16 protein-coding genes and 1 pseudogene are annotated in these 15,555 nt (G+C 60.4%); 9 read left to right on the forward strand and 8 right to left on the reverse strand.

Annotation, left to right across the window (positions count from 1 at the left end):
- Positions 1-19 precede the first annotated feature (19 nt).
- From BR41_RS13445 to hepT, 4 genes are read left to right on the forward strand one after another with little or no spacing between them, the layout of a single operon-like run.
- The gene (locus tag BR41_RS13445) at positions 20-673 is read left to right on the forward strand and encodes a hypothetical protein (RefSeq protein ID WP_156970691.1); all 654 of its coding nucleotides are present in this window, start codon (positions 20-22) and stop codon (positions 671-673) included.
- Between the two features lie 20 nt (positions 674-693).
- The gene (locus BR41_RS13450; protein WP_035057511.1) at positions 694-1,821 is read left to right on the forward strand and encodes a MalY/PatB family protein; all 1,128 of its coding nucleotides are present in this window, start codon (positions 694-696) and stop codon (positions 1,819-1,821) included.
- Between the two features lie 54 nt (positions 1,822-1,875).
- Positions 1,876-2,325: a type VII toxin-antitoxin system MntA family adenylyltransferase antitoxin gene (mntA, locus tag BR41_RS13455; RefSeq protein ID WP_211251747.1), complete on the forward strand. Its 450-nt coding sequence runs from the start codon at positions 1,876-1,878 to the stop codon at positions 2,323-2,325.
- Entirely contained in the window at positions 2,315-2,731 is a 417-nt protein-coding gene (hepT, locus tag BR41_RS13460) for a type VII toxin-antitoxin system HepT family RNase toxin (RefSeq protein ID WP_035057512.1), read from the forward strand. Before mntA ends, hepT begins: the two co-directional genes overlap by 11 nt.
- Before the next feature lie 100 nt (positions 2,732-2,831).
- On the opposite strand, the pseudogene fosX reads toward hepT, so the two are convergent.
- A pseudogene (fosX, locus tag BR41_RS25560) lies at positions 2,832-3,235 on the reverse strand (FosX/FosE/FosI family fosfomycin resistance hydrolase).
- Between the two features lie 293 nt (positions 3,236-3,528).
- Here fosX and BR41_RS13470 point away from each other — a divergent pair.
- Genes BR41_RS13470 through fabI form a run of 3 tightly spaced genes read left to right on the forward strand, consistent with a single transcriptional unit; the run spans position 3,529 to position 8,098 of the window.
- On the forward strand, positions 3,529-6,150 hold the full coding sequence (locus BR41_RS13470) for a DUF3141 domain-containing protein (RefSeq protein WP_084187157.1): 2,622 nt from the start codon (positions 3,529-3,531) through the stop codon (positions 6,148-6,150).
- Positions 6,147-7,325, forward strand: coding sequence for an acetate/propionate family kinase (locus tag BR41_RS13475; protein WP_035057513.1), 1,179 nt, complete (start codon positions 6,147-6,149; stop codon positions 7,323-7,325). Before BR41_RS13470 ends, BR41_RS13475 begins: the two co-directional genes overlap by 4 nt.
- The gene (fabI, locus tag BR41_RS13480) at positions 7,322-8,098 is read left to right on the forward strand and encodes an enoyl-ACP reductase FabI (protein ID WP_035057515.1); all 777 of its coding nucleotides are present in this window, start codon (positions 7,322-7,324) and stop codon (positions 8,096-8,098) included. The genes BR41_RS13475 and fabI overlap by 4 nt, the downstream gene beginning before the upstream one ends.
- An 18-nt stretch (positions 8,099-8,116) precedes the next feature.
- On the opposite strand, the gene BR41_RS13485 is transcribed toward fabI, so the two are convergent.
- Entirely contained in the window at positions 8,117-8,908 is a 792-nt protein-coding gene (locus BR41_RS13485) for a substrate-binding periplasmic protein (protein WP_035057518.1), read from the reverse strand.
- 327 nt (positions 8,909-9,235) lie between these two features.
- Here BR41_RS13485 and BR41_RS13490 point away from each other — a divergent pair, with 327 nt between their 5' ends.
- On the forward strand, positions 9,236-9,682 hold the full coding sequence (locus BR41_RS13490) for a hypothetical protein (RefSeq protein ID WP_035057521.1): 447 nt from the start codon (positions 9,236-9,238) through the stop codon (positions 9,680-9,682).
- A gap of 91 nt (positions 9,683-9,773) precedes the next feature.
- Here the strand turns inward: BR41_RS13490 and BR41_RS13495 are convergent, their stop codons facing one another.
- Complete coding sequence (locus tag BR41_RS13495; protein WP_035057524.1) at positions 9,774-10,697, reverse strand: LysR family transcriptional regulator; 924 nt, start codon at positions 10,695-10,697, stop codon at positions 9,774-9,776.
- 121 nt (positions 10,698-10,818) lie between these two features.
- Here BR41_RS13495 and BR41_RS13500 point away from each other — a divergent pair, with 121 nt between their 5' ends.
- Complete coding sequence (locus BR41_RS13500; RefSeq protein ID WP_035057527.1) at positions 10,819-11,595, forward strand: sulfite exporter TauE/SafE family protein; 777 nt, start codon at positions 10,819-10,821, stop codon at positions 11,593-11,595.
- A gap of 79 nt (positions 11,596-11,674) precedes the next feature.
- On the opposite strand, the gene BR41_RS13505 is transcribed toward BR41_RS13500, so the two are convergent.
- The 5 genes from BR41_RS13505 to BR41_RS13525 form a co-directional block, all read right to left on the reverse strand.
- Positions 11,675-11,968, reverse strand: coding sequence for a hypothetical protein (locus tag BR41_RS13505; protein ID WP_051710924.1), 294 nt, complete (start codon positions 11,966-11,968; stop codon positions 11,675-11,677).
- A 2-nt stretch (positions 11,969-11,970) separates the two neighbouring features.
- Positions 11,971-12,297 (reverse strand): YbjQ family protein, encoded by a 327-nt coding sequence (locus tag BR41_RS13510; RefSeq protein ID WP_035057530.1) that lies wholly within the window; start codon positions 12,295-12,297, stop codon positions 11,971-11,973.
- A gap of 272 nt (positions 12,298-12,569) precedes the next feature.
- On the reverse strand, positions 12,570-13,880 hold the full coding sequence (locus tag BR41_RS13515) for a hemolysin family protein (protein WP_035057532.1): 1,311 nt from the start codon (positions 13,878-13,880) through the stop codon (positions 12,570-12,572).
- Between the two features lie 90 nt (positions 13,881-13,970).
- Positions 13,971-14,267: a chorismate mutase gene (locus BR41_RS13520; protein ID WP_035057535.1), complete on the reverse strand. Its 297-nt coding sequence runs from the start codon at positions 14,265-14,267 to the stop codon at positions 13,971-13,973.
- A gap of 69 nt (positions 14,268-14,336) precedes the next feature.
- Positions 14,337-15,512: an acyl-CoA dehydrogenase family protein gene (locus tag BR41_RS13525; RefSeq protein ID WP_035057536.1), complete on the reverse strand. Its 1,176-nt coding sequence runs from the start codon at positions 15,510-15,512 to the stop codon at positions 14,337-14,339.
- Positions 15,513-15,555: the final 43 nt, after the last annotated feature.

The following is a 15,555-nucleotide window of genomic DNA, read 5'->3' on the forward strand; positions in this document are numbered from 1 at the left end:
CAAGACAATGAGCCATTACGTGAAAAGAAACATTCTTATTGCCATTTTGTGCATACTCGCAAACCAAGAGGCGCTGGCCTATGAATGCAAGCCAGAAAAGCCATTATTAATAATAATTAGCGACATATCACCGGACCTCCCCAAAGACAGCTTTGCACGAAAACCAAAGATCATTTATCGATCGGGCATCACACAAGCCAGAGTTGAAGAATCCCTGGATGAAAAACTGAACCTGCAAAACTTGTACGTGATGAACAACCAAGACGCATGGATAGTCAACCTTGTGGACAAAAAGGGAAAACATTTTGTTGATCGAAACCCTCCATTCTCGGTAAGAATGCCTATTTTCATAGATTCAGACCCATCATTTCCTGCAGATCTCTTCAAAGAATTACAATTTGGATGCGAGACCGGATTTTTTAATTCCTACAATAGCCCGCAGAAAGAATTAAAAACCGAAAGCGGCACAATTTATGAGCAAGCAGTTGGTGCGAATCACTGGCTAGCCGTTCTCACCAGAGAAACACCAACTGGCGTGCCTAGCCATATGTTTTTGCTTCACGACAACAAAGTGGTAAGCACTTTGCAATACAACTCTTTCTTTGAACTACCAAAAATCAATCCCGACCTTTTCAAAAAACCCGAAAATGTGACATTCACTGAAGCCAATTAAGTAATTTGGATTATTTAAAAATGACCTTCAAAACCCCCATCGACCGCCTCCCCACCTCCAGCAACAAATGGAACAAATACGCCGAGCGCGACATCCTGCCGCTGTGGGTGGCGGATATGGATTTCACCAGTCCGCCATCCGTGATTGCGGCCCTGCAAGAACGCGTGGCGCATGGCGTGTTTGGCTATACCGATCCACCAGCCAGTCTGTTTGAAGCAGTCCAAACCTATGCCGCCAAACACTATGGCTGGCAGATCGAGGCGGATTGGATCGTGTGGCTGCCGGGCTTGGTGCAGGGCATCAATCTGGCGTGCCGGGCAGTAGGCGAACCGGGTGATGCAGTGGTCACCGCAACGCCGGTCTACCCGCCCTTCCTGCGTGCGCCGGGCCTGGCCGGCCGTGAGTTGATCAAGGTGCCGCTGGTGGACCGCGACGAAGATTGGGGCTGGGACTTCGCCGCATTCGATGCAGCCATTCCGCCGAACGCCAAGTTGCTGCTGCTGTGCCACCCGCACAATCCGGTTGGCAGGGCGTGGCGCAAGGATGAGCTAGAGCAAATTCTGGCGATCGCGAAAAAGCATGACTTGCTGGTCTGCAGCGATGAAATCCATTGCGACCTGTTGCTCGATGCCGATCTCAAACACACGCCATTCGCCAGCCTCGACCCCGATTTCGCCGCCCGCACCATCACGCTGCTGGCACCGTCAAAAACCTGGAATCTTGCCGGCCTTGGCTGCGCCTTCGCCGTGATCCCCGATGCGGCCCTGCGCGCCCGTTGCCGACGCGAAACGCTCGGCCTCACGCCGTCGGTAAACCTGCTGGGTTATACGGCGGCCGAAGCGGCTTATCGCGACGATGGAAAATGGCTGGCGGAACTGCTCGCCACCCTGCGCGGCAATCGCGAGCTATTGCGGGAATGGTTTGCCCAATCGAGCAAGCTCAAGATCACCCTGCCGGAAGCCACCTATCTGGCTTGGATCGACGCCCGTGCCATCGACCCGATCAACCCGCTGCCGATCTTCGAAGCGCATGGCGTGGGATTGTCGGACGGCCGCGACTTCGGCTTGCCCGGTTATGTGCGGCTCAACTTCGGTTGCCCGCGTGTGTTGCTGGAAAAAGCGCTGCAGCGGATGGAGCCGTTGCGTTGATACAGCACTCAGCGCAGGTACCATTGACGCATGCCACGCTAGGGACAATGCAAGGTGCCTAAACCACACGAACAGGTCACGCTCACGCCAGCGTTCGCCAAACTTCTCGCCTCGGATGGCCCTGTACTGGCTGCCATCCTGCCGGCATTGCCCCAAGCCTTGGCGGTCTACGCTTTCGGCAGTCAGGTGCAAGGCCACGCCGGGCATGAAAGTGATCTCGATCTGGCGGTGCTGGTTGCGGGCTACACCGACCCGTTGGTGCTATGGGATCTTTCCGGCACGTTAGCGGACATTGCCAGCTGCCCGGTGGACGTACTGGATTTGCGTGCTGCCTCAACGGTCATGCAATACCAAGTGCTGACCACCGGCCTGCGTCTATGGGCAAAAGAACCTGCAACCGGCTTGTTTGAAAGTTTTGTGCTCAGCGAAAAAACAGCGCTCGATATGGCTCGGGCAGGCTTGCTGGCCGACATTCAGAAAGAAGGAAAAATCTATGGCCGATGACGTGCTAATCAACAAGGCAGCTACCATCGAGCGCTGCGTCGCCCGCGCCCGCGAGGAATACGACCGCGACCCGGCAACATTCGCGACTGATTTCACCCGGCAAGACGCAGCCATCCTGAATATCCAGCGTGCCTGTGAAGCCGCGCTGGATATGGGCCAGCACCTGATCCGCCGCGAGCGTTTGGGCGTACCGCAAAGCGCGCGCGACGTGTTCGCTCTGTTGGCACAGGGCGGCTGGATCGAAGCGACACTAGCTGATTCGCTTAAACGCATGGTCGGCTTTCGCAATATCGCCGTTCATGACTATCAAGCGCTGCAATTGCCAATCACCGTCAGCGTGATCACGCTGCATCTGGATGAATTTCTGCTCTATTCCCAAGCCGTGCTGTTGCGCGACGGCAAGTAGCCCCGTAGCCCGGACGCGCTTCGCGGCCGGGGCGGCATTGCCCCTTTGCAGCCAGTCCCCTGCTGGCAAAGCCATCCGGGCAACGGTGCCACGGCGTATTTCACGATGCATAGCGCGCCAGTCGTTGCTCCAGCGTACCGGTGTGCAGCTCGAACAAGTGGTTATCGAAGTCATAGAAGTACAGCGACAGACCCTCACCTTCCACGCGTGGCCGGGGTGTTTTGACTTCGACCCCAAGCGCCTGCAGCCGCGATTGAAATTCAGATAGCTCATTTTCTTCGACCTTGAACGCGAGATGGCGGTAGGTGCGCTCGACCGGCGGCTCACCTTCCATGGCGGCCAGCCACACGCCGCCGAGCAGGAAGAACTTTTGCGGGAAAGAGAAAAGTTCTTGCCCTGGCTGTCGTACACCTCGACAGCGCCGAGCCCGCCGCACAAAAACGCAGTCATCCGCGCGAGGTCCCTGACAATGAAGGTGACGTGACTGATACCTTGGATAGGCATGGCGTGCGCTGTCTGTAATGCGGCCAGCGGGCCGCGTGTGGATGGATAGTCGGCGCGCAGCCAGCAAGCCGCGAACCCGTTTAGATTTCGCATATTGCCGTGTCTCCATGACGACGTGGCTGACAGGCCTCCGCCGCCCCCGGCTGGCAAAGCTATCGGGGCTATGATGCCCCGCAATTTTCAGCGCCCCGAACGCCACCCGGACAGCCGCAAACACCACGGTTTGTTTCATGCCGCATCGCACCAAAGCATGCTTATAATGCCTTGACACCCGATGACGCGGAGACTGTGAAATGCTGTCGAATTTCTTCCAACAAAATAATGTGCCAGCCAACGCGGTGCAGAACTATCTGGTCGATGCCTGGCAACGCAGCATCCTGTTCTGGGATGTGCTGCGCGAACGCGGCAACATTTATCTGGAGCATGCGCGGGAAGGCAAACCGCCGGTGCTCGTCTTTGATTACGACATCATCGTCGATGGCCGCACCCTGCCGCTACCGGCCAATTACGCGCTCGCCGCGATCAAACCGCCACCGGGCTACCCCGCAACTGATCAGCACAAACGCCCGTTCGTGGTGATCGATCCGCGCGCCGGTCATGGGCCGGGCATTGGCGGTTTCAAGATGGATAGCGAGATCGGCATCGCGCTCAAAGCCGGCCACCCGTGCTACTTCATCATGTTCTTCCCGCAGCCCGAGCCGGGCCAGACCATTGAGCGCGTCGCGCGGGCCGAGAAGGTGTTTCTCGACAAGGTGAGCGAGCTGCACCCGCATGCGGAAGGCAAACCCTTCGTGATCGGCAATTGCCAGGGCGGCTGGGCGCTGGCGATTCTGGCGGCCGCGGCGCCGGATTCGGTCGGGCCGATCCTGCTGGCGGGTGCGCCGATTTCCTACTGGGCGGGGGTCGAGGGCAAGAACCCGATGCGCTATTCGGGCGGCTTGCTGGGTGGCTCGTGGGCGGCGTCGCTGGCGGGCGACCTGGGCAACGGCAAGTTCGATGGCACGTATCTGGTCAACAATTTCGAGCAGCTCAATCCTTCCAACACGTATTGGACCAAGCTCTACAACCTGTACGCCAACGTGGATACCGAGCGCGAGCGCTTTCTGGATTTCGAGCGCTGGTGGGGCGGGCACTTCCTGCTCAACAAGGAAGAAATCGACTGGATCGTACAGAACCTGTTCATCGGCAACCGGCTCTCGGCCGGCGAGATCACCGACAAAGCCGGCGAAATCCAGCTTGATCTGCGCGATATCCGCTCGCCGATCGTGGTGTTCGCCTCGTGGGGCGACAACATCACGCCGCCCCAGCAAGCGCTGAACTGGATTCCCGATCTCTACGACAACGTGACCGATATCCGCGTCCACGATCAGACCATCGTTTATTGCTTGCATGACAAGATCGGCCATCTGGGTATTTTCGTCTCGGCTGGGGTGGCTCAGAAACAGCATTCGGAAATCGCCAACACCATCGACCTGATCGACGTCCTGCCGCCCGGCTTGTACGAAATGATCATCGAAGACCGCCAGCCGGATACGCCGGGGCAGGAATACGTGCAAGGCCGCTACGTGGTGCATTTCGAACCGCGTGAGGTGGAAGACATCCTGGCGCTGGACGATGGCCGCGACGACGAAAAAGCGTTCGAAGTGGTCAAGCGCGTGGCCGAGATCAATCAGGGCCTGTACGACACACTGGTGTCGCCGTGGGTGCGTGCCTTCAGCAACGAAACCACCGCGGCCTGGATCAGGCACTTGAACCCGGCACGGTTGGAGCGGCTGCTGTTCTCCGACCTCAACCCCTTCATGCTGGCGTTCAAACCCTTGGCGGAAACCGTGCGCGCGCAACGCGAAACCGCCCCGCCGGACAACCCGCTGAAGCAGGCGGAAAAACAAGTCTCGGATGGCATCGAGCGTTCGCTGGATCTCTACCGCGACTTGCGCGATGCCGCACAGGAGAAAACCTTCAAGGCCATCTACGAATCACCTTGGCTGGCACAGCGTGTGGGCCTGGAGCCGGACAGCCGCCGCAAGACCAAGCGGGATGCGTGGATGCGGGCCGAATTGATCCGGCTGCGCAAGATCGAACTGGAACATGCACTGGAAAACGGCACGCCGTTCGATGGCCTCGCGCGCACCATGCTCTATGTGGCGGTCGGCAGCCATCTGGCCGATGAGCGCCCGTTCAATGCCTTGCGCCGTATCCTGCGCGATACCGGCTTCAATGCGGAAATCTCATTGGTCGAACTCAAGGAAGTGATCAAGCGCCAAAGCCGCCTGGTCCGCCTGTTCGAAGCCCGCGCCCTGGCCGGATTGCCCCGCCTGATCCCGGATGCGCATGAACGCCGCCAATGCATTGGGCTGGTACGCGAATTCGCCGCGCTGTATGGGCCGATTCGGCCGGAGCAGACCAAACGGATCGTGGCGGCAGCGGCCGTATTGGGGGTCGAAGTCGATGTGGAGGGGCATCTGGTAGCGCCAAAATCCACGTCAGCGGCAGCGGCTACGCCGGTAGAACCCGTGGTCGCAAAGGCGAAGGTTGAACCAGTAGCGAAACCGGCAGGCAAGGCGACAGCCAAGCCGGCGACCAAAGCGGCCGTGACGACCAGCAAACCAGCCGCAGCGTCATCGACCAAAGCGCCGACCAATGCAGCAACAGCGCAATCTGAATCTGCAGTCAAACCGACCGCGTCGAAGGCCAGCGTTGCAAGTGCAAAACCGGCCGCAAAGCCGGCTGCAAAACCCGCCATCAAGACAGCCGCCAAACCTGCTGCCGCAAAAACCGTAGCCAAGCCCGTCCCCAAGACCAACGGCAGCGCCAAACCCGCAGCGGCGGCAAAGAAAATCACCGCCAAGCCTAAAGCGGTCGCCACCAAACCGGCCGGCACTGACAGCGAGGCACAAGGGAGCGAGCAGCCATGACCCAAGCGGTGCTGGTCGTTAACGCCGGCTCGTCCAGCCTCAAGTTCTCGCTGTTCGCGATCGAGGCTGGCGAGCTGACGCCGCGGTTGTCCGGCATCGTCGAAGAGCTGGCCGGGCACGCGCGTTTTCATGCCAAGGATGCGGTGGGCCAACCGCTGGATGAGCATCATTGGCGGGCCGAGCAACCGCCCGGCCACCGCGGTGCAACCGAGTTCCTGCGCGATTGGCTGGCGCATCACCTGGACGGGCTGCAGCTGATCGGCGTCGGCCATCGGGTCGTGCACGGTGGCACCCACTTTGCCCGCCCGGTGCAGGTCACGCCGGAGACCATTCCACAGCTGGAAGCGCTCACGCCACTAGCCCCGCTGCACCAGCCGTACAACGTGCTCGGCATCACAGCGGCCATGGCAGCGGCTCCCGGCCTGCCGCAGGTGGCCTGCTTCGATACCGCCTTTCACCGCAGCCAACCGGCACTGGCGCAGATGTTTGCGCTGCCGCGCCGGCTCGCCGATGCCGGTATCCGTCGCTACGGATTTCATGGCCTGTCGTTCGAGTACATCGCATCGGTCTTGCCGCGCTACGACGCCAAGGCGGCAGCCGGCCGCAGCATCGTGCTGCATTTGGGCAACGGTGCGAGCATGTGCGCCATCCACAACGGTAAAAGCGTTGCAGCGACCACCGGTTTCAGCGCAGTCGAAGGGCTGCCGATGGGCACACGCTCCGGCAGTATCGACCCAGGCGTAGTGCTGTATCTGCAGGATGAAATGAAGCTCTCTACCCAAGAGGTCGAGCGGATTCTCTACAAGGAATCAGGGCTGCTCGGCGTCTCCGGCATTGCCAGCGATATGCGCACACTGCTCGGCTCGGATGACCCGCACGCGCAGGAAGCCGTCGAGCTGTTCTGCTATCGCATCGGCCGCGAACTCGGCTCGCTGGCCGCCGCCTTGGGCGGGCTGGATGCCATCGTGTTCACCGGCGGCATCGGCGAGCACGCAGCGCCGATTCGTGAGCGCGTCTGCCAGCACGCGGCGTGGCTGGGGGTGCAATTCGATACCGTCGCCAACGCCACGCACGGCCCGCGCATCAGCCTCACCGACAGCGCCGTCTCCGCCTGGGTCATCCCCACCGATGAAGAACGCACCATTGCCCGCCACACCCTGGAGCTATTGTCATGACCATCACGCATCAACCTCTCGCCGGCAAGAAAGTGCTTATCGTCGGTATCGCCAACGAGCACTCCATTGCCTACGGCTGCGCCAAGGCGTTTCGCGAAATGGGCGCGGAGCTGGCGATCACCTATCTGAACGACAAGGCCCGGCCCCATGTCGAGCCGCTGGCACAGGCGCTCGGTGCGGAAATCTTCATGCCGCTCAATGTGGCGCATGAGGGCGAACTGGCAGCCGTGTTCGATGCGGTGAAGCACCAATGGGGCAAGCTCGATAGCGTGGTGCATTCCATCGCCTTCGCCCCCAAGGACGATCTGCAAGGCGGCCTGACCCAGTGTTCGGCGGATGGATTCGCGGTAGCGATGACCATCTCCTGCCATTCCTTCATCCACATGGCCAAACTCGCCGCGCCGTTGATGCCGGATGGCGGCACATTGTTTGCGATGAGCTATCACGGCGCGCAGAAAGTGGTGCCGAACTACGAAGTGATGGGGCCGGTGAAAGCCGCGCTGGAAGCCAGCTGCCGTTACCTCGCCTATGAACTCGGCCCGCAAGGCATCCGCGTGCATGCGATCTCGCCCGGCCCGCTCAAAACCCGTGCGGCATCCGGGCTGAAGGATTTCGATCTGCTGCTGAACGAGGCCGCCCACCGTGCGCCGCTGGGCGAGCTGGTGGACATCATGGACGTCGGTTTCACCTGCGCCTGGCTCGCGACACCGTATGCACGGCGGCTGTCCGGCAATACGGTGTATGTGGATGGTGGCGTGAATATCATGGCCTGACCGACCGCGGACTTAAGCCTAGCGAATCCCGGCGATCGCCACTTTATAGTCGTCGGATTCACGCGTTTGCTTGATCGCCGTCCACATCCTTTGCACAACGGCGGGCGATTTGGCGAAAAATTGCCGGCTGAAACTCAGGTAGTAATAGGTGCTGAAAAGCGGTTCGGGCAGCATTTCAATCTTGCCGCGAAATGCCGGGTCGGCCTGCAGGTTGCGGCCTTCGTTCAAATAGGCGATGGCCACGTCACCGCGATTCCCCAGTAGTTTCTGGAAGTTGCGTCGTAGATCCTTTGCGCCATCGTCGTATTTCACGCCGAGTTGCCGGGCAGCCTCTTGCATGTCTTCGTAGGCGCTCGGAATCAGCAATAGCGATACGTTGGAAAACCTTTTGCCATTCCATTCCGCCTTGCTGCCAACCCGGCGAAAGACATAAGCAGAGCTGCCCCCCAAAGCCGCGGTCGGGTCGATTTTGCCTTTGCGATTAGGAAACACCGCCGTCTGCAAGGTAGCCGAGTTCGCATTCATGGCCACCGCCGCATCATAGTTGCCATGTGCCACCCCCTCGCGACACCGGGCCCAGGGAACCACGTTGATCACCACCTGCAGATTGGCGCGCTTGGCCGCCATCTTGATCAACACCTGGAAAGTGCCATCCGTCTTGGCATAGGTGTAGGGCGAGAAATCGGCCTCATCCATGCACAGATCAAGGGTAGTGGCAGCGGCCGGGCCAGTGGTCAACAGCAACAAGGCAGCCGCTTGCTGCAATCGATACCGGGCACGCCGGCAAAGCATCTTCGTCACAATCGCCATTGGGTTATCTGGAGGTGTTGGGCAGAAACAGTGAGCCACGTTCTGCAGTTGAAGGATCAAAAGCGCGCGAAAGCAGTGTGTCCGAGGTTGATGCCGTTCTCGCATTTCTCCAGCAAAAACAACACTTCTTTGCAAACCACTTGTGCGTGCACTGGCCACCTTGCTAAGTTGGCACGCGGGTGCGCGCAGTGAATCGATGCCGAAGCGTTGCCTTTAACGCACTGCCGGGCACACGAACCGGTTGCATCAAACAAGATTTGCGAGTGCCCGGTACGACCTAGAGCCCCTTGATGTGGCCAAATATAAATTAGAAAGATGGAGCGAGTCATGACCAAAGCAATTGAATTCGGGGACGTGTATGCCGACGTTCCTGACGATCGCATTCTTGCCAATGCGACCACGGCCAACCCTGCCGCCCCGATCCATACAGAGCAAGTAGCATTCATTACCCCACCGCCAGAAGCGCTTTATCAAACCAGCACGCCATTTCAATCCAGCCTGGATCGAATTCGCGCAATGGCGAATATAGACAGGCTTGAAAAGCCCTGGATCAGAAATACATTCCTGTTTTTCTTTGTGATATTCCCATTCTGCTTTCTGGAATTCGCAGCCGTCATCATGATTCTGGATCGGCCTTATGAGCCGGCATGGCGACCGCTTTTGCTGACGAATTCAATCGCCCTCATTATTTGCGCTCCATATTTCATTTTATGGATTCGCACGCACCGGAAAACAGCGCGGAAGATCGCCGCGAGCCAGTCATTCAGCGTGTGAGGCAAATCGCCGGGCATTCGGCTGGCTGCAATGCCCCCGCATATCGCACTGCGTATCGGTGGCGAATAACAGCCTGCCTGCCGAGTTCATGTCACCAGGGTGCAGCGGTCATTTGGGAATCGGTACGGCGGGAAGAAAACCGCTCCGCCAGAAAATCCAGAAACACCCGCACCTTGGCCGACAGATGATGGCGCTGCGGATAAATGGCATGGATATCAGCCGATATCCCCGCCCACGGTTCCAGCAAGCGGCATAGCTGGCCCGAACGCAAATACGGCGCGATATCCCACTCCGAGCGCAGCAGGATGCCGTGCCCGGCCAGCGCCCAATCAACGGCCACCTCGCCATGATTGGTCGTGAGCGGGCCGCGCACTTTCACCGTCACCTGCTGCTTGCCATCCGATAGCTGCCAATTGTTGAAGGCGCGTTCGTTTTCGCGGATGACGATGCAATGGTGCGCCGGCAAGTCGCTCAATTCGGCTGGCGTGCCGTGCTCCGCCAGATAGGCCGGCGCCGCGCAGAGAAAGCGGCGATTGGTGGCGATCTTGCGGGCCAGCACGCGGGCATCGGGCGGGGCGCCGAACTGGATGCCGACATCCATCGAATGCGCGGTCAGGTCCAGCGGCCGATCGGTCAGTTGCAGCAGCACTTCCACCTCTGGATACAGCCGGATGAAGTCCGACACGATGGGCGAGAGATGACGCCGGCCAAAGCCAAAGGTGGCATTGATGCGCAGCAGACCGCGTGGCGTTTCCCGGCTGGCGGCCAGTGATCGCTCCAGCTGATCGATATCGCGCAGGATGCGCTCGCCCTCTTCCAGATAGCGCTCGCCTTCCGGGGTGAGGCTCAGGCGGCGCGTCGTGCGATTGAGCAGCCGCACGCCTAGCCGTTGTTCCAGCCCCGCCAGACGACGGCTGACGGCCGGTGGCGTTATACCCAGCTCCTGTGCAGCGGCGGCCATACTGGGGTGCCGTGCCAGCAAGGCGAAAAAACTCAGATCCGGTGCTTCGGTCATGTGCCCTTCAATTCATGCGCCAATTCATGCGCTCAAGTAACGAATCAATTGAATTTCAAGCCATTGTAGCCAATCGATAGATGGATATGATGATCGAATCGCAATTGCCTGTGCCGTCCCCATGCCCGCCTCCACCGATCTGCTCATCACCTTGCCGCTGGGCGCGGCCCTTGGCTTCTTTGGCGGGGTGTTCGGCATTGGTGGCGGCATCATCGCCATTCCGCTGTTGGTACTCGCCTTCGGCATGCCACAACCGCTGGCCCAAGGCACAGCGCTGGTGTTGATGGTGCCGAATCTGCTGGTGGGCTGGTGGCGCTACAACCAGCGACACCCTGCCCCATTGCGGCCGGCCATTGCGCTGGGCGTACTGGCGACGCTCACGACCTGGGTCGCCTCTCACTTCGCCACCCGGCTCACACCGACCACCTTGCGCATCGTGTTCAGCGTGTTCCTGCTCTTGCTGGCGGTGCATCTGCTGACCCGGCATCGGCGCAATGCGGCGCAGGTAGACGCAGCGCGGGTCAACGCGCGGCTGATTCCGTTGGTGGGCATTGTCGGAGGCAGCAGCATGGGGCTGCTCGGAATTGGCGGCGGGCTGCTGGCGACCCCCATCCTGACCAGCTGGTTTGGCCTGCGCCAGACCACGGCGCAAAGCCTGGCGCTGGCCTTGGTGGCCCCCAGCTCGGTGATCGCCTTGATCACCTATGCCAGCGCACAACGGGTGGATTGGGGGATGGGTCTGCCGATGGCGGTGAGCGGGCTATTCACCGTCTCGGCCGGGGTCGCCCTGGCGCATCGCCTGCCGGAACGACGCATGCAGGCCGCATTTGCGTGGATGTTGCTGGTAACAGCGCTGTGGTTGTTGCTGGAGCCGTATTTGCTCCGTAGGTTGGGCTGAGCCTGCGAAGCCCAACAAACAGCCCTGACAAGGACACAGCCAATGTTGGGCATCATTTCATTCAACCCAACCTACGCACTTAGCGGTCGTGTGACTTCACCGGCACATAACGCCGCTCGCCCGTCTTGGGATTGAACAGCACCTGCATCAACTGGCCGGATTCCGGGTCTTCAAAGCGCTCTGCCGTTTCCTGCCATTCGCCCGGCCCCGGCTGATGCTTTTGCCGGTAGCGCCAGCGCTCGAACAACACGGCGGCGGAGAGGATCGCGCCCCAGATCAGCATCGGCAAGGCGTGACGGGATTCGACCACGCAGAGATAGGCACCGGCCACCGTCAGCAACAAGGCAAAGCAGAGTAACGCGATCCGCAGCATGATCAGCCCGGCAGCTTTTCAAGAATCACCGCGGTGCCATAGGCGACGATCTCACTCATCGTCTGGCCCATTTCCGCCGAATCGAACCGCATCATCACCACCGCATTCGCACCCATCTGGTGGGCGTTTTTTACCATGCGATCAACGGCATGGCGGCGGGCTTCTTCCAGCAATTGCGTGTATTCGGTGATCTCGCCGCCGACGATGGAGCGCAGGCCCGCCATGATGTTGCCGGCCAAGCCCCGGCTGCGCACGACCACGCCAAAGACCTGCCCTTTTACTTCGGTAACGCGATGACCCATGACGTGTTCGGTGGTGACGACGAGCATTGCTTTTCTCTCCGGGTGATTGGCCGTTGTCTGGCCGTTATGAAGATAGCATGAGCCGCGTACAAAACATTGTAGGAGCGAGCTTGCTCGCGATGGCTCAGATTCAAACATTGCCATCGCGAGCAAGCTCGCTCCTACATCACTGAGACCTCGGAATGGTCAGCGACGCTAGAAAACCCAGCGAAGCGGTGCTGGCAAGGCGTGCGAGCGCAGACAGTACGAAAGTACGGCAAGCGAAGCACAACGCCGCCAGCAGGGTTTTATGGCGTCGCTTAGAGGCGAACGCCACCCAGCTTCGGATAGATCCGCACCAGCACAATCCGCGGCCCGGTCATTTTCTTCACCACCGCATCGAACTGGGTGAACTCGATCCGTTGCCCTTCGCGCGGCAGATCGCCCAGCTTCCACAGGATCAGGCCGCCGACGCTGTCAGCGACATCCTGTTCGATATCGATACCCAACGCCCGCTCCAGTGTGAACACGGCCAGGCTGCCTTTGCCCATCAACGAGCCATCGTCGAGGCGAATCCAGTCGTTTTGTGTCTGGCGGTATTCGTCGCGGATTTCGCCGACTAGCGCGGCCAGCAGGTTATCCAGTGTGACGAAACCGACCGGCTGACCATCCGCATGCGTCACCACTGCGAAATGCGGCGCGCCGCCACGGAAGCGACGGAACAACGCCATTGCCGACAGCTCAGGCGAAATCGTCACCACCGGCCGGGCCAGCGCAGCGAGTGACTCCGGCAAGCCAGCGCGCTGCATGGCAAAGAACACATCCTTGAGGTGGATCACGCCGACCACCGCGCCCTCGGCATTCAGCAAGGGATAACGGCTGTAACGCTGCTGCACCATGCGCTCGATATTCGCCTCCAGCGTGTCGGCCAGTGACAGCGCCACCACTTCGCCGAACGGGCGCATCAGATCGGCCACATCCAGCTCACGGAAATCCAGCGCATGCGCCAGTACCCGCCATTCGTCGCTACTGAAATCGTCACTGGAGCGTGATGTGCGCAGGATCAGCTTGAGCTCGTCGGACGAATATTCGCTGTCGTGCGCGTGGCCGCCATCCAGCCTGAGCAAGCGCAGCACCTGATTGGCGCTGTGGTTCAGCAACCAGATGCCCGGATACATCAGCCAGTAAAAGCCATACAGCGGCGCGGCAGTCCACAGGCCGATCTGCTCGGGCTTGCGAATCGCCATCGACTTGGGCGCCAGCTCGCCGACAACGATATGCAGATAGGAAATGGTGAAGAAAGCGAAGATGAACGAGATGCCGTGCACCAGCTCGGCCTTGTGGATGCCGGCCAGATTCAGCAGCGGTTCCAGCAGGCTGGCAAAGGCCGGCTCGCCAATCCAGCCCAGGCCGAGCGATGCCAGGGTGATGCCTAGCTGGCAGGCGGATAGATATGCATCCAGATTGCCGTGCACCTTGGCCAGTAGCCGCCCGCGCCAGCCGTAGCGCTTGACGATGGCCTTGACGCGCGTGGCGCGGAGCTTGACGAGGCCGAACTCGGCCGCCACGAAAAATCCATTCAGCAGCACCAGCAACAGTGCCGCGACGATCAACAAAATATTACTACCCATGATGTGCGCCGGACGGCGCTAGACCCTTGGTAACGAGAAGGCCTCTCATTGTGCCGGAGGATCGGTGCGTCGTCGCGCTGGCGAATCCAGTCAAATTGCCACGTTGGCGATCTGGCGGTGCTCCGCCACTACCTCGTCGACGATCACGCGCAGCACGCGCTCGGCCACTTGCGGCGGTACGGCATTCAGCTCGGCCAGTGCGGTAATGCGCTGGGTTTGCGCCGCTTCCCGGGCGGGATCGCTGGGCGGCAACTGATGGGTTTTCTTGAGCTGGCCCACTTCACGCGTCAGCGCAAAACGGCGGGCCAACAGCGCAACCAACTCCGCATCGAGCGCATCGATACGCTCGCGCAGTTGGGTCAATTGGTCGGTGGCGGATTGAGTCATGACAAGCCTTGATTGCAGCGAAAATCAAATTGTAGCCCGGACAATAGACTCAGCACGCTCTGAACATCGTCATGAATAGAACGACGGCTTCGGCACTTCACCCGTCACCAGCCAGCGCCCCAGATCGCGTTTCTTGTAATCGACCGGATCGTGCAGCGTATGCGTACGCAGGTTGCGCCAGTAGCGATCAAAGCCAAACCGCGCCGCCGTGGCCCGTGCACCGGTCTGTTCGAAGATGTCGTTCACGATGGCGAGCCCGGCGCGGCTGGCGATGATTTTTGCCTCTGCCACCGCCACGGCAATCTCACCGCGCTGTTCGGGCGTCAGTGCCTCGCCCTGCCGCCAGCCACGCTCGAAGGCATCCGCGGCATCATCGGCCAAACGCAGCGCCGCTTTCAGATCGACCCACAATTCGGCGTAGCGCTGCTGCAGGAACGGATCATCGGCCGCATGCGCCAGCCCGCTATTGATCCACGGCCGGGCGTCGGTGCGGGTATGCGCCAGCGCTGCCTCCAACGCGCCTCGCGCAATGCCGACATAGAGATTGACCAGGATCAGCTGCGCCAGCAGCGGTCGCAAGGTGGAGCGCGGCGTAGACAGCGGCCCCGGTGGGCCGAGCACTTCGGCATCGGCGATAAACAGCCGCTCGAACGCCACCGTGCCGCTATCGGTCTGGCGCTGGCCCATGTTGTCCCAATCCTGCCGGATATCGATGCCGGCCCGCGTGCTTTCCACGCCAGCCACGATCAGCCCGCCGCCATCCGCACGCGCTGCAGACAGCATCAGCCGATCCGAATCAGTCGCGCCGGAGCAGAAGGTCTTCACGCCCTCGACCAGATAACCGCCCTCCACCTTGGTAGCAATCGCCTGATTCGCCACCGCGTTCATCGCATTGCCCCAAAACCAGTTCTGCCGCGCCGTGCCGGCCAAGAGATCGCGCTGTTGCTGCGGATTGGCAAACAGCAACACGGTGGCGACTTGCAGGTGCTGGAACGCGAACAGATGCGCAAGCGAGCTATCGACTTCCGCAATGCGCCGCACGATGGCGAGCACATCCGGCCAGCTCGCTTCATCGCCGCCGAAGTCACGCGGCACGGCGATTTTCAGCAAGCCGGAATCACGCAACAGATCACGCTCGCGTTTGGCGGTGCCACCGGCCCGGTCGCGCGCGATGGCGGTTTGGGCGAAGTCGGCGGTGAGGGATTCGACGATGGCGGCGTAATCGGAGTGGATGGATTGGGGCATGAGTGTTTCCTGAAATCTGTTTCAACATGGATTGAGCGACCCG

The organism is Andreprevotia chitinilytica DSM 18519 (assembly GCF_000711875.1).
In the GTDB taxonomy this organism is placed as follows: Bacteria; Pseudomonadota; Gammaproteobacteria; order Burkholderiales; family Chitinibacteraceae; genus Andreprevotia; species Andreprevotia chitinilytica.

What these genes read in the sequence shown, in the direction of transcription:
- hepT (WP_035057512.1), top strand. Translation starts at nt 2,315, where the DNA reads ATGGCCGATGACGTGCTAATCAACAAGGCAGCTACCATCGAGCGCTGC.
- BR41_RS13470 (WP_084187157.1), top strand. Translation starts at nt 3,529, where the DNA reads ATGCTGTCGAATTTCTTCCAACAAAATAATGTGCCAGCCAACGCGGTG.
- BR41_RS13495 (WP_035057524.1), bottom strand. Translation starts at nt 10,697, where the DNA reads ATGACCGAAGCACCGGATCTGAGTTTTTTCGCCTTGCTGGCACGGCAC.
- BR41_RS13525 (WP_035057536.1), bottom strand. Translation starts at nt 15,512, where the DNA reads ATGCCCCAATCCATCCACTCCGATTACGCCGCCATCGTCGAATCCCTC.
- BR41_RS13475 (WP_035057513.1), top strand. Translation starts at nt 6,147, where the DNA reads ATGACCCAAGCGGTGCTGGTCGTTAACGCCGGCTCGTCCAGCCTCAAG.
- fabI (WP_035057515.1), top strand. Translation starts at nt 7,322, where the DNA reads ATGACCATCACGCATCAACCTCTCGCCGGCAAGAAAGTGCTTATCGTC.
- BR41_RS13515 (WP_035057532.1), bottom strand. Translation starts at nt 13,880, where the DNA reads ATGGGTAGTAATATTTTGTTGATCGTCGCGGCACTGTTGCTGGTGCTG.
- BR41_RS13510 (WP_035057530.1), bottom strand. Translation starts at nt 12,297, where the DNA reads ATGCTCGTCGTCACCACCGAACACGTCATGGGTCATCGCGTTACCGAA.
- BR41_RS13450 (WP_035057511.1), top strand. Translation starts at nt 694, where the DNA reads ATGACCTTCAAAACCCCCATCGACCGCCTCCCCACCTCCAGCAACAAA.
- BR41_RS13485 (WP_035057518.1), bottom strand. Translation starts at nt 8,908, where the DNA reads ATGGCGATTGTGACGAAGATGCTTTGCCGGCGTGCCCGGTATCGATTG.
- BR41_RS13520 (WP_035057535.1), bottom strand. Translation starts at nt 14,267, where the DNA reads ATGACTCAATCCGCCACCGACCAATTGACCCAACTGCGCGAGCGTATC.
- BR41_RS13500 (WP_035057527.1), top strand. Translation starts at nt 10,819, where the DNA reads ATGCCCGCCTCCACCGATCTGCTCATCACCTTGCCGCTGGGCGCGGCC.
- BR41_RS13490 (WP_035057521.1), top strand. Translation starts at nt 9,236, where the DNA reads ATGACCAAAGCAATTGAATTCGGGGACGTGTATGCCGACGTTCCTGAC.
- BR41_RS13505 (WP_051710924.1), bottom strand. Translation starts at nt 11,968, where the DNA reads ATGCTGCGGATCGCGTTACTCTGCTTTGCCTTGTTGCTGACGGTGGCC.